The following is a 14,303-nucleotide window of genomic DNA, read 5'->3' on the forward strand; positions in this document are numbered from 1 at the left end:
CAATGACGACGCACGCCCAAATCATGGCCCTCAAAGAACAGATGGGCAAAACAATCATTGGTCAGCGTGATGTGATTGATCGCCTTGTGATTGGTTTGCTTGCCAACGGAAACCTGTTGATCGAAGGATTACCCGGGTTGGCCAAGACACGCGCGGTCAAAGCAATGACCAAGAATCTTGAGGCGGACTTTAGCCGAATCCAGTTTACGCCTGACTTGTTGCCATCAGATGTGACCGGCACGGAAGTATACCATCAAGCAGGTGGGACCGGCGAATTCCGGTTCGAGGCAGGGCCGATCTTTGCCAACATCGTGCTTGCTGACGAGATCAACCGCGCACCTGCCAAAGTTCAGGCCGCCCTGTTGGAAGCCATGGAAGAACGCCAAGTGACCGTGGCAGGGACGACGCATAAAATGCCGCCATTGTTTATTGTGATGGCGACGCAAAACCCGATTGAGCAAGAAGGCACATATCCTCTGCCCGAAGCGCAGATGGACCGGTTTTTGATGCTGGTCAAAGTCGAATATCCGCCGGTGGAAGACGAAGTCGAAGTGATCCGGCTTGTGCGCGCAGAAGAGCACGCCACAAACGCGCCAGATGGAAAACCGCAGGAGGCCGCAGCGGTTATCCCGCAGCAAGCGGTGTTTGATGCACGCGCCGAGATTGGGGAAATCCATGTTGCGGATGCCATGGATCGGTACATGGCGGATTTGGTACAGGCCACGCGAACGCCCGCTGCTTTGGACGAAGAACTGGGGCGGTGGATCGAAATCGGCGCGTCCCCGCGGGCATCGTTGGCGCTTGATAAATGTGGGCGTGTGCATGCGTGGATGGCGGGCAGAGACTATGTCGATCCAGAAGATATTCGCGCCATTGCGCCCGACGTTTTGCGGCACCGTATTTCTCTGAGCTATGAGGCACAAGGCGACGGAATGTCGGCAGATCAGGTGATCAAGCGTATCTTGTCGCTTGTGGCTTTGCCTTGAGACGGTGATGCCTGATAAGATTTCAAATCCGACATTTGATCCACGCGTACATGTGGATATGGCACAGTTGCGGCGTATGGAACGGCATGCCCGCGCGCTCAGTTTCTTGCCAAAGCAACCGGCGCGATCTGCATTGAATGGGCGACATGCGTCCAAGCTGCGCGGGCGTGGTCTGAACTTTGAAGAATTGCGTCATTATCAACAGGGTGATGACATTCGCACGATTGACTGGAAAGTCACGGCGCGCACCGGCGAACCCCATGTGCGGGTGTACACAGAAGAGCGAGACCGGCCTGCGTTGTTGTTGGTCGATCAGCGGATGTCGATGTTTTACGGCACCGTGCGCAACATGAAATCTGTGACCGCCGCCGAGGCCGCCGCGCTGGCGGCATGGCGCTTGCGTATTCAGGGGGATCGTGTTGGGGGGCTGGTGTTTGGCAATGATCACATTGCTGAACTCAAGCCCAAGGCCAGCACGGTCGCGTTGAACCAGTTTTTGGGCATTCTCGCGCAAGCCAACCAACGGCTGCATGCTGGACAAGATGCGACAGGCCCCGTGACCTTGAACGCTCAGCTCGAAGCGGCGGTGCGCATCTCTAAAACAGGCGCGATGATCCTTGTCTTTAGCGATTTTGATGGCATTGATGCCCGCACCGAGAAGTTGATGCATCGTCTGGCATTACACAATGATCTTATTCTTTTCCCGATCTCGGACCCCAGTGGAGCAGAGATGCCTGACGGGTTTCGTATCGTCGCGTCCGATGGAACACTGCAGATGGCGCTTGATACGCGTGACAAGGCCACGCGTCTTGGCTTGCAAGAGTATTTAGGCAAACGGCTTGATCCGCTGCTTGACTGGAGTCGCAAATATGCCATTCCGGTTCTGCCGCTCAGTGCTGCCGAAGAGACATTGCCGCAAATGTTGGCTTTATTTGGGGCTAGGCCGGGCAGATGACAGATCAGGATTTCGAGGGAAAGAACCTTGTTCAACTCTTGGACATGTTGATCCCACCAGCAGAGCCCGCGCCGATTTCGATGTGGCCCCAGACCCAAGGGTGGATCTGGCTGGGGCTTGGCATGCTTGCGCTCTGCATATGGGCCGTGGCTGTCCGGATGTCATATCGACGGCGCACAGCCTATCAGCGGGCTGCATTGCGAGAACTGCAAAATTGTCATGACGATCCAGTCATGGTGGCGGACATCTTGCGGCGCACGGCCTTGGCCGCGTATCCACGCTCTGATGTTGCTGGACTGGTCGGCAAAGAGTGGCTTGATTTTCTGGACCAGCATTATGCAGGCACTGAGTTTGTGAGCGGGATAGGCCAAGTTGTTGCCCGCGCGCCCTATGCCAAAGACGCGCCGCCAGTGACGGGGCTGGCGAAGTTGGCCGAAACTTGGGTGCGCGCGCAAAAACCGATCGGAGGGCACGCATAATGACGTTGTCTTTTGCCTTTCCTTGGGCCGTTTTGTTGTTGCCCGCGCCATATCTTGTCTGGCGCTATGCCCCGCCGTATCGATCGTTTAGCCAAGCCATTCGCATACCGTTCTTTCGTGAGGTTTCAGAGGCGACTGGATTAACGCCCAAGCAAGGGGCCGTTGTGCTCAGGCGGCGTAAAATCCAGATGATTGCGTCGGTTCTGTGTTGGGTGATGTTGATTGTCGGGCTTGCGCGGCCAGAATTGCTGGGTCAGCGCGTCACAGTTGAAAAGGCCGCGCGTGATTTGGCGTTGGCCGTTGATCTGTCGGGATCCATGGATGCGCGGGACATGAAAGATGCAGATGGCAAGCCACAGCAGCGGTTGCAGGTTGTCAAAGATGTGGTCGAAGATTTCATTGCGCAGCGAGATGGCGACCGGATTAGCCTGATTGTTTTTGGTTCGCGTGCCTATGTACAAACACCGTTTACCGAAGATCTTGAGAGCGTCGCGACCATGCTCGGGGATACTCAGGTGTGTATGGCGGGGCCTGACACCGCAATTGGCGATGCAATTGGTCTTGCCATTCGAACCTTTGAAACAAGTCAGGTCGATCAACGGCTGTTGGTCTTGTTGTCTGACGGCGCTGATACATCCAGCACGATGAGTCCGATCAATGCCGCCGAAATTGCAGCACAAGAAGGTCTTACCATCTACACCATTGGTGTCGGGGATCCCAAGGCAGGGGGGGATGATCGTGTGGATTTGGGAACTTTGGAAGATATCGCAAATCGCGCAAAAGGATCCTTCTATTATGGATTTGACCAAGCGGGTCTGGCCGAAATTTACGCAAAGATCGAACGCCTAAATCCGCGTATCACCGAAACGATCACGTTTCAGCCTCGCCAGCCGTTGGGTTGGGTGGCTTTCGGTGCAGGGATGTTGGTTGCGCTTCTGGCGATGATTTGGCTGGTCACGACGAGCACGCGGAGGCGCACGTAATGCAAGCCTTTCTTGATGCCATAAGTGTTCTGCATGTGCTGCGGCCGTGGTTTCTTATCGCGATTCCGGTGATATTGGGTCTTTGGTGGAATGTCCGCAATCCGCGTGCACAAGATCAAGATGCTGCGTCGGGGATTGCGCCACATCTGGCTGAAGCCCTGACGGTGGGGTCAAATGCTACGAAAAACCTTCAGCCCATCGATGGCATCGCGCTGGCACTTTGCCTTGGAACCTTGGCTGCTGCGGGACCCACATGGAGCCGTGTACCCAATCCCTTTTTGTCGCAAACAGCGCCTTTGGTGGTGGCTCTAGAGGTCAGCGAGTCGATGACCAACCCTGATGTTTCGCCAAGCCGTCTTGAACGGGCGCGTTTCAAGATCCAAGATTTGGTTGGACGGCGCGCCGGTGCGAGTACTGCTCTTGTGGCCTATGGTGGCACGGCGCACCGCGTGGCACCGCTTACAGATGATCCAAATATCTTGAAAGCACTGCTCGAGGGGTTATCCCCCGAGATCATGCCGTCTGCGGGACAAAATGCGACCGCAGCGCTTGACCTTGCGCGCGCTGAGTTGGCACGCGTGCAGACACCCGGGGCCATCTTGTTGGTGCTTGATGGGTTGGATGATGCTGATGTGGCGGCGTTCTCGCCGATATCCGAAAACCAGGCACCTGTGATTGTGCTATTTGCAGCACCAGAAAATGTTTCCCAAGGCGCACTTGCACAACTTACGAACGTGAAGGTGGTACCGCTTTCGGTGGATGACACGGATCTTGACCAAATCGAGCGCGCAGCGGCGGCTGCGTACCGGGCGTCATTGTTGGGAGATGATCGTTTGGATTGGGATGATCGAGGTTGGATGTTTGGTTGGCCTGCGATGCTCATTCTACTGCTCTGGTTCAGAAGAGGATGGACAATGCGCTGGATCATCTTGCTGGGTCTCGCAAGTACGGTGATGGGGCCTCAATCGGCTCAGGCGGATGTTGCCGACTGGTTTCTGACGCCGGATCAGCAGGGGATGCTTGCCTATCACGACAAACGCTTTGATGACGCTGGTGAATTGTTTGTTGATCCAATGTGGCGCGCGTATGCAAAATATCGCGCGGGGCAATATCCCGAAGCCGCAGAGATGTTTGCGCGGATCGATACAGCGTCAGCCGCAATGGGCGAGGGTATGTCGCGCATACGCAACCGCGAGTATCGGCCCGCCATCGCCGCCTATGAACGCGCATTGGAATTGCAGCCTGATTTCCCAGAGGCACAGCATAACCTTGAGGTCGCAAAGTATACCCTTGAATATGTCGAAACTGCACGAGAGCAAGGTGACACTGGCGAAGAGGCCGGACTTGGAGCGGATGATGTGGTGTTTGACAACGAAGCAGAACGCGGGGCAGAGACCGTCAAAGATTACGCAGAAAAGGGCCCTGAATTTCAATCCACAGAACAGTGGATGCGGTCTGTTGACACCAATATGGCGGATTTTCTGAAAAGCCGCTTTTTGCTCGAAGCGGCAGGAGCACAGAAATGAGACATATGCTGCTTACGGTCTTGGCTCTGTGCTTGATGTGGTCTCCTACTTTTGGGCGCGCAGAAGACGTGCCACCACGCCCCAAGGTCACGGCTGAACTAAGTACCGAGACAGTTGCCGTCGGCCAGCCCGTAGTATTGCGGATCACGGTTTTGGTGCCCACTTGGATGCCCAGCCCGCCCGTGTTCCCAAGTTTCGAGACCCCGAACCTGATGGTGCGTTTGCCCGAACGTGCATCTGGCCCTGTCAGTCAGAAAATTGATGGCCAGACGTGGTCTGGTATTTCCCGCGCGTATCGTTTGTATCCGATGGTTCCGGGGCGGTTTACGATGCCGTCGCAACAGATTGAACTGGTCTATGCCGCGCCACCGACACCTGATCCGGTGTCAACCTCGGTCACCCTGCCAGAGCTCACCTTCGTGGCCTCGGTGCCAGAAGACGCGCGCGATCTGAGCCCGTTGATTGTGGCGCAGGGGCTGACGCTTACCGAGGAACTGGAAGGGTTTGAAGATACACTTGCCCCCGGGGACGCGGTGACGCGTACGATTACGACCAAGGTGACCGGAACGTCGCCATTGTTCGTGCCGCCTCTGTTGGCACCGTTTGCGAACGAAGCGATCCAGCCGTATCCGAAAGAGGCGACCGTCACAGAGTCAGAGAACCGGGGCATTTTATCCGGCGTGCGGGTCGACACGGTGACCTATGTGGCGCGATACGGGGGGCAGGTGATCTTGCCCGAAATTCAGGTGCAATGGTTTGATATTGAAAACGATGCCATTGTGACCGAAACGCTTGCGGAACACAGGTTTCATGTGGACGGCCCCGCCGCACCACGCGAGCCATTGTTTACCCCCAAGCAGATAACCATTTTGGCTGGGGCCGCCGTGGTTCTGGGGCTGATTGTCTGGGGGTTTATTCGGTACGTCTGGCCTGTGATATCGTTGCGTCGTCAGCGTCGGAAAGAACAATACTTACAAAGCGAAGTCTATGCGGCGTCTTTAGTGCGCGCGGCCATCCAAGCCAGAGATTTACACGAGACGGCACATGCCCGCCAGATATGGGAACGGCGCACGACACCTGCTGCAGATAATGATGTAGATGCCTTCGAGCAGAGCCTGTTTGAAATTGGCCGTGCGCGGTTTGGCTCTGTATCGCACTCTGGCGAGGCATCGTGGAATGATGTGATGGCCCGTTTCGAAGCTTTGCGCACCGCGCGGCTTGCTGTATCCAAGAAGGCGGGCAGTGGGCAAAAGCTTGTGCCTTTGAATCCTTTCTGACCCGGAGAACACCATGGACCTTCCAGATGTGCGACCAGGCGAAGAGATGCTTGAGTTCGATCCATCAGAGCGCGCGGATGTCGGTATCTGTTTTGTGGGCGTCATTCGAACCCCTTGGGCACGCGGAAATTGCCCCAAGAACATCATTCAGGCCCGTGAAACGGGGGAAACGCGTGGGTCGAACTGGACACGGCATATCTTGCAGGGCTCAAAGGAATTGAGGTCGGGCAAAATATCGTATTGATGTATTGGATGGATCGGGCACGCCGTGATTTGATCACACAAACCCCGAAACACCTTGAGAACAGCCGCGGGACGTTTTCCCTGCGCTCTCCTAATCGGCCAAACCCCGTGTCATTGGCAACGGTGACAATAACAAGCCTAGACATTGCCAACGGCAGGATCGGGATCGACGCCATCGATTGTTTTGACCGCACGCCTCTGGTGGATATCAAACCCTGGTTGCCCAGTATCGATTTACCAGCCACTGGCCTTGCATAACGATCTGCGTCAAGATGGCGGCGAGTCTCGTCGGTCGCCTTGAGGGGCGTTTGCAGACCTGTTTGCTGTGAACAGGCTTGCCAATAGTCCGGTCAGTTCGCAGTATCTAGAAAACAATGTCCGGAGCGCTCAGTGTTTCAACTCTATTCCGCCATATGGCGCGCCAGCGGCAAGCGCCAGATTGTTCTTATTGTACTGTCATTGTTGATTGCAGTTCTCGCGGCAGTGCCACTGAACTTTCAAAAGGACATCATTAACGGGCTGACAGATGGGGGCATGGACAGGGCCGCGTTGGTGTGGATGTGCGTAGGGATGATGGCGACGATTCTCATCAGCTTAGCGCTTAAGTGGGTAATGGGGTATCGTGCGAATTTGCTGGGCGAGGACATCATCCGTCTCTTGCGTCGGCTGGTACTGCGCGACGCCGCCGAAAAGGTGGCGCATGATCCCAGCTATGCCGGTACAAGCGCCACAATGATCTCTGCCGAGGCCGAGGAGTTGGGGAAATTCACCGGCAGCGCATTTTCCGAACCTGTGATGCAAGTGGGGACATTGATCAGTGTGATCGGCTTTATTGCGTCTACACAACCAAGGTTGGGGTTGATCGCGATTGCCATGATCCTTCCGCAAGTGTTTGTGGTCTTGCTTACGCAGGCCAAGATAAACGGGCTGATCTCCGAGCGCGTGCATATCTTGCGGCGCGCCAATCGCCAAATGAGCTCTGAGGATGCCGTCGCACTTGAAGGAGAGGTGCATCAGGCCTTTGACGATATCTATGCTGCACGACGCAGTATATTCCGTTGGAAGCTGTCGACTAAATTCATCTTAAGCTCGCTTAATGGCGCTGGGACGGTTGCCGTTCTATTGCTTGGGGGATCATTGGTTATTGAGGGGCGTACAGATGTTGGAACAATCGTTGCCGCTGTGATGGGGCTTCAGAGGCTTCAGGCGCCGACAGCCTTTCTTATTGCGTTTTATCGAGAGGTCAGTGCGACGCGGGTGAAATTCGAACTGTTACGTGATGCAGGCATTATGGATGCAAGCGGTCAAACGCGCTGATCCGACCGCGTAGGATAGTATCGGGATATGCAGATTGAGGATAAAGGGTGCTTTGTCTGATATCTATTGAATGGTCATTCAATCATTCACTTGATTTACCCCGGAGGATAATGCACAAATTTGATCAAATTTAATTCTTGCGTCAAGGAGCCCCAAGATGGCACGGACACTTCCTCAACACGCTCAAACAGTGATCATTGGTGGCGGCTCTATCGGATGTAATACGGCGTATCATTTGACCAAATTGGGAATGAAAGACGTCGTGGTGCTCGAGCGTGATCAATTGACCAGTGGCACGACATGGCATGCCGCAGGGCTGGTTGTCGCGGGTTTGCTCAAATCAGAGGCCGAGTGCGAGATTTATACACATGGCCGCGATCTCTATGCCAATCTGGAGCAGGAAACCGGCCTGCCGACCGGGTTTCGGGATGTGGGCTATTTGCAGATCGCCAGTAACCCAGAACGCGTTCATGAAATGCGCCGCTTGGCGCCGTTTATGCGCCGCAAAGGGATCAATATCCACGAGGTCTCTCCGCAAGAGGCCGCAGAGCTGTTTCCCATTGGTGACCTGTCTGATGTCCATGCGGGGTTTTACATTCCTGAAGATGGGCGCGTGAACCCAGTTGATGTGACGATGTCCTTGGCAAAAGGCGCGCGTATGGGCGGCGCCCAGATTTTTGAAGGTGTGATCGTTGCGGAAATCTTGGCCAAGAATGGAACCGCGACAGGCGTGAAAACTGCGGACGGGCAGACAATCACCGCCGAGAACGTGGTGATCTGTGGGGGCATGTGGTCGCGTCAATTGGGGGCAAAGGCCGGGATAAACCTGCCCCTGCAAGCCGCCGAGCACTATTATCTGATCACCGAAAATGTGCCGGGTCTAAGCCGTGATCTGCCTGTTCTCGAAGACCCGTCGACCTATACTTACTACCGCGAAGAGGTAGGGGGGCTGATGCTTGGTCTGTTCGAACCGGGTGCCGCTCCTTGGAAGCTTGATGGCATTCCCGAGGATTTTTCGTTCGGTGAAATTGATCCGGATTGGGATCGCGTGACACCGCATCTTGAAAAGGCCTATTCTCGGGTTCCGTCGACCTTGGATATTGGCGTACGCAAACTGTTTTGCGGTCCCGAAAGCTTTACGCCGGATTTGGCACCTCTGGTCGGGGAGACACCAGAATTGCGCAATTGTTTTGTCGCGTGTGGTATGAATTCACTGGGCATTTTGAATGGCGCGGGCACCGGGAAGGTGCTGGCGCACTGGATTGTCGATGGCATCCCCCCCGTTGATGTGACGGGTATCAACGTAAACCGGTTTACACGTCACGAAGCGACTCGCGCATTCCGCCGGGACCGTGGCCCCGAGCTGTTGGGGAAAATGTTTGGTCAGCACTATCATAACGAAGGCTATGAAACTGCGCGCGATCTTAAACGGTCGGTCTTGCATGACCGACTGGCTGCGAGTGGCGCATTTTTTGTCGATGGTCATGGATGGGAAATGCCGGACTGGTTCGCACCGACGCCAGACCAAGCCAAAATCGAGAACTATAGCTGGCATCGCCAGAATTGGTTCGATTGGCATGCCGAGGAACACCGTGCCGCGCGTGAAGATGTGATCATTATGGATATGTCCACGATGTCCAAATTCAATGTCGAAGGGCCAAGCGCGTTGGCATTGATGAGCCGATTGTCGTGTAACGACGTGGACGTCGCCGTTGGGCGTCTGGTATACACGGCATGGGTCAATGAACAGGGTGGCTTTGAGGCCGATCTGACCGTGACACGCCTGGCGCAAGACAAGTTTATGGTGGTGGTTGGTGAAAACAGCCATGGTCATACATTGATGCACATGAAGCGCCATATCCAAGATGGAGAGGTGGTCGTCATCACCGATCTGACACCTGCGATCACGCAAATTAACATCCATGGCCCCAAGGCGCGCCATCTGATGGAAAAAGTGTCCAGCGCTGATCTGTCGAATGCGGCATTCCCGTTTATGACATGGCAGGACATTGATGTCGGGTATTGGGTCATCAAAGCCTTTCGCGTCACGTTTGTGGGCGAACTGGGCTGGGAGCTACAGGTGCCGTCTTACGCCGCAGTGCAAGTTTATGATTTGCTCAAGGAGGCAGGAAAAGAGTTCGGGCTTCGTGATGCGGGGATGCAAACCTTGAACAGTCTACGCCTCGAAAAGGCCTATCGGGATTTTGGGCTGGACGTCGATAACACCGACAATCCGATTGAAGCTGGGTTGGGTTTTGCGGTCAAATTGGACAAATCTGGCGGCTTCATTGGCCGAGATGCGCTGGCTGCGATCAAAGGCAAGGGCGTGCCATCGACCCGTATGCTGCAGTTTTTGCTGAAAGACCCCGAGCCGCTGCTGTATGGCAACGAATTGATCTATCTGAACGGCCAAGAGGTCGGCTATCTGCAGATCGGAGGGTATGGCCACTCGCTTGGCGGGGCAGTGGGAATCGGCTTTGTCGAATTGGGTGAACCCCTCACGAGCACAATCGTTCACGACGGGGGGTGGCAGATTGATGTGGCGGGCACACGTATTGATGCAGTTGCATCTTTGCGGCCGTTGTTTGACCCAACGATGGACAAGATCAAATCCTAGCTAGGGCTTGTAGTATGACAGTATTCTGCGCGCGCTGATCGGCCTTTGGTCCTTGGTCAGTGACGCGCGTGCCAGAGTATTGATGGTAGTCACCAAACGGGACCGCTTTAGGCGTGTCTTGATTAAAAGAGGTGGGTAACCCGCCTTGAGATCTGGCGTTTTCTCTGAAAAATCAACGATGTGTGGATTTTTGTGGCAGCCCGTAGGGGAATCGAACCCCTCTTTCCAGGTTGAAAACCTGGCGTCCTAACCGATAGACGAACGGGCCACACAAACATTAGGGCCAATTGGTCCTTTTGCTCTTNCACAAACATTAGGGCCAATTGGTCCTTTTGCTCTTTTACACTCGGTGGCAGCCCGTAGGGGAATCGAACCCCTCTTTCCAGGTTGAAAACCTGGCGTCCTAACCGATAGACGAACGGGCCATACCGAAGTGTGAGGCGGTATTTAGGCAATGGCTTTGCGGGGCGCAAGCATAAATTGCAGAGTCCGTTCGATTTTTTACCAAACCCCTATGGGCATACCGGAAAGCGCGACCTGAGGCCGTGCATTGGTCATGCGAGTCTGGTAAGTTTCTCAAGGCCTTGTGACCTATGCGGGGGCGGCGTCCTCTAGCCGCAATTGCACGGAGCGCCGCCCGCCCCACACATTTATTTCCAAGCGGCCGGCCAAATGGAACCTTGCACCGCCGTGTGCCAACAGGGCCGCACCAAGCGGCGTATCGAATGCCCCAAAACAAATAGAATCAAGACGTGTGCCCATCCCGTCATCAAAGCTCAGCTTGAGGTGACTGTCTCCCACACGTTTGGCAAACCGGATTTCGACATCAGGAAATGCAAATCTGGGGGCGGGGGCTCCCGCGCCAAAAGGACCAGCCTTGTCGATGTCTTCGAGCAATTCGACGGTCGCCGCCTTTGGCATAAGCATTCCGTCCAACTTGAGATCAGCAGGGCCAGCATCACCCGCACCTTGATGGGCCAAAAGCTCGGTGAGTCGCGCCATTGCCGATTCCAGTTGGTCGCGTTTGACAGTAAGGCCCGCAGCCATCTTGTGGCCGCCGCCCTTGACCAACAGACCCTCGGCAGCAAGCTTTTGAATGGACGCGCCAAGGTCGACACCGTTTATCGAACGTCCTGACCCTTTGCCCTCGTCCCCCTCAAGCCCGATGACGACCGCAGGGCGATTGGTGGCCTCCTTGAGGCGCGAGGCAACGATCCCCACGACACCAGGGTGCCAACCTTCGCCAGCGGCCCACACAAGCGGCGCCTCGAACCCGCGGTCTTCGGCCTGTTCCATGGCTGCTGCGCGCACTGATGCTTCGATGTCGCGCCGTTCCGTATTTAGAATATCCAGTTTTTCAGCCAAGGCTTGCGCCTCGTGGGGATTATCCGTGGTGAGCAGCCGAGCGCCAAGGTCCGCCTGGCCAATGCGCCCGCCTGCGTTGACACGAGGCCCCAATAAAAATCCAAGGTGATAGGTGGTCGGGGCGGCATCCATACGTGCCACATCCCCCAAGGCCACCAATCCGGGGCGTTCACGCCGTCCCATGATGCGCAGCCCCTGCCGGACAAGTGCGCGATTGACCCCGATCAACGGCGCCACGTCTGCCACTGTTGCCAATGCGACAAGATCAAGCATAGCGATAAGATCAGGGCCCTTTGTCTGATTTTCCCGCAAAACCCGGTTTGCGTCGATCAACATCAAAAAGACCACGGCAGCGGCGCACAAATGTGCCAGATGCCCTTCTTCGTCCTGTCGGTTTGGATTGACCACCGCGACCGCATCGGGAAGAGTTTCGCCCCCGAGGTGGTGATCCAGAACAATAACGTCAGCACCTTTGGCAGCCGCGATCGGTCCATGTGAAAGGGTGCCGCAGTCAACGCATACAATCAGGTCATGCGTTTTCGCCAGTTCCGCCATGGCCTCTTCGTTGGGGCCATAGCCTTCGTCAATCCGGTCCGGGACATAAAGCGTCGCGCGATGTCCCATGTCGCGCAACCAAGTCAACAACAGCGCTGCTGAGGTGCCGCCATCCACATCATAATCTGCAAAGACCGCGATTTTCTGGCCAGATTTGACAGCGTCTAAGAAGCGGGTGGTCGCAAGCTCCATGTCTTTGAGCGTGCGAGGGTCGGGCAACAGGTCAGCGAGCTTGGGTTCCAGAAACACCGAGGCGTCATGAGAAGATACACCGCGCCTTGCCAGAATTTGACACAGGGCTGGCGGAAGATTTGTGTCCTGAGCCAGAGCCAAGGCCGCGCGATCCACATCAATGGAGGGCCCAACCCATTTTCTCCCTGTCAGTGACGCCGAGACGTTTAGAAAATTGCTCATGTCATGGCCCTAATGATTGCTTGGGTACTGCGTGCGCGGCAGAACTCGCCATGTAGCATGGATACTTCGGCATTGTGAATGTCTTGGGCGGAGAGTGTGGGGATGTGGGGGGCCCAATCAAAGATCGCATGATGTGCAAAGGCTGCGCAGGCATCGTGGGCCAGCCATACATCAAACCCCAAATTCGCGGCCATGCGCACAGATGTTGAGATGCATTGTGGCGTGGATAGACCTGCAATCACCAGCCCTGTGATGCGTTGCTGTTTTAGATATTCTTCCAAAGCGGTGCCGATAAACGCGGAATTCGTATGCTTGTGGAACACTGGCTCTTGTTGCATGGGCGCGACTTCGGCCTTGATCGATGTCCCGGCACGGGAAGGGTGCAAAGGGCTATCTGGATTGGTCGACAGGTGGCGCACATGACACACGTCCGCGTGGGTTTGCCGAAAATGGCTTAGCAAGCGTGATGCGTTGTGTTCAGCATCCAGATTGTTGCGCGATCCCCACTCGGGGCTGTCCATGCCCTCTTGGATATCGATCAATAACAGGGCGCGTGTCACGACAGGTCAGGCCGGTGTGCGATAGGTCATGCGACGGACGGAGCCAGTTTTCGAGCGCATGATCAGGGTTTCGGTTGTGTACCAGCCTGCCTCACGTTTTATCCCGGACACCAGTGAGCCCTGAGTGACTCCTGTTGCGGCGAAAATGACGTCGTCGGTGACCATGTCATCTCTTGCATAAATTCGGTTGAAATCGGTGATGCCTGCGTTTGTGGCACGGTGCCGTTCATCGTCATTGCGGAACATCAGGCGGCCCCAGATTTGTCCTCCCATACATTTAAGCGCAGACGCCGCAAGCACGCCCTCGGGGGCACCACCCGTGCCCATATACATATCAATGCCCGTTATGCGGCTTTCGGCGCAATGCATGACACCTGCCACGTCACCATCGGTAATCAGGCGAATGGCCGCGCCTGTTTCGCGGACTTGTGCAATCATGTCCGAATGGCGCGGACGCTCAAGAATACAAACTGTAATATCGGTGGGGTCACAGCGTTTGGCGGCGGCCAATGCGACCACCCGTTCGGCAGGCGACATGTCCAGAGATACGACATCTTTGGCGTACTCGGGGCCAATGGCCAACTTGTCCATGTAAACATCGGGCGCATGCAGCATCGATCCGCGTGGCCCCATGGAAATGACGGTCAGGGCATTGGGCATGTCCTTGGCTGTCAGCGTTGTGCCCTCTAGCGGGTCAAGCGCAATGTCGACCTCGGGTCCGTTTCCGGTGCCAACTTTTTCGCCAATATACAACATTGGGGCTTCGTCACGCTCGCCTTCGCCGATGACAACCACACCCGAAATATCAAGCATATTTAGCTGTTCACGCATGGCGTTGACCGCAGCTTGATCTGCGGCTTGTTCGTTCCCACGCCCGATGAACTTTGCGGAGGCCAGTGCAGCTTGTTCGGCAACGCGTGCCAACCCCAGAGAGAGCATACGGTCTTGAAAATCTGAATTGCCGGACATGAGACCCCTGAGTGAGATACAATGGTTATCCAGAAATGTTAGACGGCGATGTCACGT

At 55.6% G+C, this 14,303-nt stretch carries 13 protein-coding genes and 2 tRNA genes; 10 read left to right on the forward strand and 5 right to left on the reverse strand.

Features of this window, described 5'->3' with window-relative positions; translation table 11 throughout:
- Positions 1-2 precede the first annotated feature (2 nt).
- The 10 genes from FAP39_RS12245 (at position 3) to FAP39_RS12285 (ending at position 10,383) form a co-directional block, all read left to right on the forward strand.
- Complete coding sequence (locus tag FAP39_RS12245; protein WP_138016692.1) at positions 3-986, forward strand: AAA family ATPase; 984 nt, start codon at positions 3-5, stop codon at positions 984-986.
- A 7-nt stretch (positions 987-993) separates the two neighbouring features.
- Positions 994-1,941, forward strand: a complete 948-nt coding sequence (locus FAP39_RS12250) for a DUF58 domain-containing protein (protein WP_138016693.1) — start codon at positions 994-996, stop codon at positions 1,939-1,941.
- Positions 1,938-2,420 (forward strand): DUF4381 domain-containing protein, encoded by a 483-nt coding sequence (locus FAP39_RS12255; RefSeq protein WP_138016694.1) that lies wholly within the window; start codon positions 1,938-1,940, stop codon positions 2,418-2,420. The genes FAP39_RS12250 and FAP39_RS12255 overlap by 4 nt, the downstream gene beginning before the upstream one ends.
- The gene (locus tag FAP39_RS12260; protein ID WP_138016695.1) at positions 2,420-3,403 is read left to right on the forward strand and encodes a vWA domain-containing protein; all 984 of its coding nucleotides are present in this window, start codon (positions 2,420-2,422) and stop codon (positions 3,401-3,403) included. Before FAP39_RS12255 ends, FAP39_RS12260 begins: the two co-directional genes overlap by 1 nt.
- Positions 3,403-4,929 carry a vWA domain-containing protein gene (locus tag FAP39_RS12265; protein WP_138016696.1) on the forward strand — a complete coding sequence of 509 codons (1,527 nt, stop codon included), beginning with the start codon at positions 3,403-3,405 and terminating at the stop codon, positions 4,927-4,929. Before FAP39_RS12260 ends, FAP39_RS12265 begins: the two co-directional genes overlap by 1 nt.
- Complete coding sequence (locus tag FAP39_RS12270) at positions 4,926-6,206, forward strand: BatD family protein (protein ID WP_138016697.1); 1,281 nt, start codon at positions 4,926-4,928, stop codon at positions 6,204-6,206. Before FAP39_RS12265 ends, FAP39_RS12270 begins: the two co-directional genes overlap by 4 nt.
- Positions 6,207-6,219: 13 nt before the next feature.
- Positions 6,220-6,450, forward strand: a complete 231-nt coding sequence (locus tag FAP39_RS17660; protein WP_212743421.1) for a hypothetical protein — start codon at positions 6,220-6,222, stop codon at positions 6,448-6,450.
- Positions 6,423-6,707: a TrmO family methyltransferase domain-containing protein gene (locus tag FAP39_RS12275; protein ID WP_246059126.1), complete on the forward strand. Its 285-nt coding sequence runs from the start codon at positions 6,423-6,425 to the stop codon at positions 6,705-6,707. Before FAP39_RS17660 ends, FAP39_RS12275 begins: the two co-directional genes overlap by 28 nt.
- Before the next feature lie 132 nt (positions 6,708-6,839).
- Positions 6,840-7,766, forward strand: coding sequence for an ABC transporter transmembrane domain-containing protein (locus FAP39_RS12280; protein WP_138016698.1), 927 nt, complete (start codon positions 6,840-6,842; stop codon positions 7,764-7,766).
- Positions 7,767-7,923: 157 nt separating this feature from the next.
- Positions 7,924-10,383 (forward strand): GcvT family protein, encoded by a 2,460-nt coding sequence (locus FAP39_RS12285; RefSeq protein ID WP_138016699.1) that lies wholly within the window; start codon positions 7,924-7,926, stop codon positions 10,381-10,383.
- Between the two features lie 193 nt (positions 10,384-10,576).
- Here the strand turns inward: FAP39_RS12285 and FAP39_RS12290 are convergent.
- The 5 genes from FAP39_RS12290 to glpX form a co-directional block, all read right to left on the reverse strand.
- Positions 10,577-10,651, reverse strand: a tRNA-Glu gene (locus FAP39_RS12290).
- Positions 10,652-10,733: 82 nt separating this feature from the next.
- Positions 10,734-10,808 (reverse strand) — tRNA-Glu (locus FAP39_RS12295).
- Between the two features lie 166 nt (positions 10,809-10,974).
- Complete coding sequence (gene recJ, locus FAP39_RS12300; protein WP_138016700.1) at positions 10,975-12,717, reverse strand: single-stranded-DNA-specific exonuclease RecJ; 1,743 nt, start codon at positions 12,715-12,717, stop codon at positions 10,975-10,977.
- Positions 12,714-13,277 carry a cysteine hydrolase family protein gene (locus FAP39_RS12305; RefSeq protein ID WP_138016701.1) on the reverse strand — a complete coding sequence of 188 codons (564 nt, stop codon included), beginning with the start codon at positions 13,275-13,277 and terminating at the stop codon, positions 12,714-12,716. The genes recJ and FAP39_RS12305 overlap by 4 nt, the downstream gene beginning before the upstream one ends.
- A gap of 6 nt (positions 13,278-13,283) precedes the next feature.
- The gene (gene glpX / locus FAP39_RS12310; RefSeq protein WP_138016702.1) at positions 13,284-14,246 is read right to left on the reverse strand and encodes a class II fructose-bisphosphatase; all 963 of its coding nucleotides are present in this window, start codon (positions 14,244-14,246) and stop codon (positions 13,284-13,286) included.
- Positions 14,247-14,303: the final 57 nt, after the last annotated feature.

It is taken from the genome of Shimia litoralis (assembly GCF_005518135.1).
Classification (GTDB): Bacteria; Pseudomonadota; Alphaproteobacteria; order Rhodobacterales; family Rhodobacteraceae; genus Shimia_E; species Shimia_E litoralis.

What these genes read in the sequence shown, in the direction of transcription:
- FAP39_RS12245 (WP_138016692.1), top strand. Translation starts at nt 3, where the DNA reads ATGACGACGCACGCCCAAATCATGGCCCTCAAAGAACAGATGGGCAAA.
- glpX (WP_138016702.1), bottom strand. Translation starts at nt 14,246, where the DNA reads ATGTCCGGCAATTCAGATTTTCAAGACCGTATGCTCTCTCTGGGGTTG.
- FAP39_RS12265 (WP_138016696.1), top strand. Translation starts at nt 3,403, where the DNA reads ATGCAAGCCTTTCTTGATGCCATAAGTGTTCTGCATGTGCTGCGGCCG.
- FAP39_RS12285 (WP_138016699.1), top strand. Translation starts at nt 7,924, where the DNA reads ATGGCACGGACACTTCCTCAACACGCTCAAACAGTGATCATTGGTGGC.
- FAP39_RS12260 (WP_138016695.1), top strand. Translation starts at nt 2,420, where the DNA reads ATGACGTTGTCTTTTGCCTTTCCTTGGGCCGTTTTGTTGTTGCCCGCG.
- recJ (WP_138016700.1), bottom strand. Translation starts at nt 12,717, where the DNA reads ATGAGCAATTTTCTAAACGTCTCGGCGTCACTGACAGGGAGAAAATGG.
- FAP39_RS17660 (WP_212743421.1), top strand. Translation starts at nt 6,220, where the DNA reads ATGGACCTTCCAGATGTGCGACCAGGCGAAGAGATGCTTGAGTTCGAT.
- FAP39_RS12255 (WP_138016694.1), top strand. Translation starts at nt 1,938, where the DNA reads ATGACAGATCAGGATTTCGAGGGAAAGAACCTTGTTCAACTCTTGGAC.
- FAP39_RS12270 (WP_138016697.1), top strand. Translation starts at nt 4,926, where the DNA reads ATGAGACATATGCTGCTTACGGTCTTGGCTCTGTGCTTGATGTGGTCT.
- FAP39_RS12250 (WP_138016693.1), top strand. Translation starts at nt 994, where the DNA reads ATGCCTGATAAGATTTCAAATCCGACATTTGATCCACGCGTACATGTG.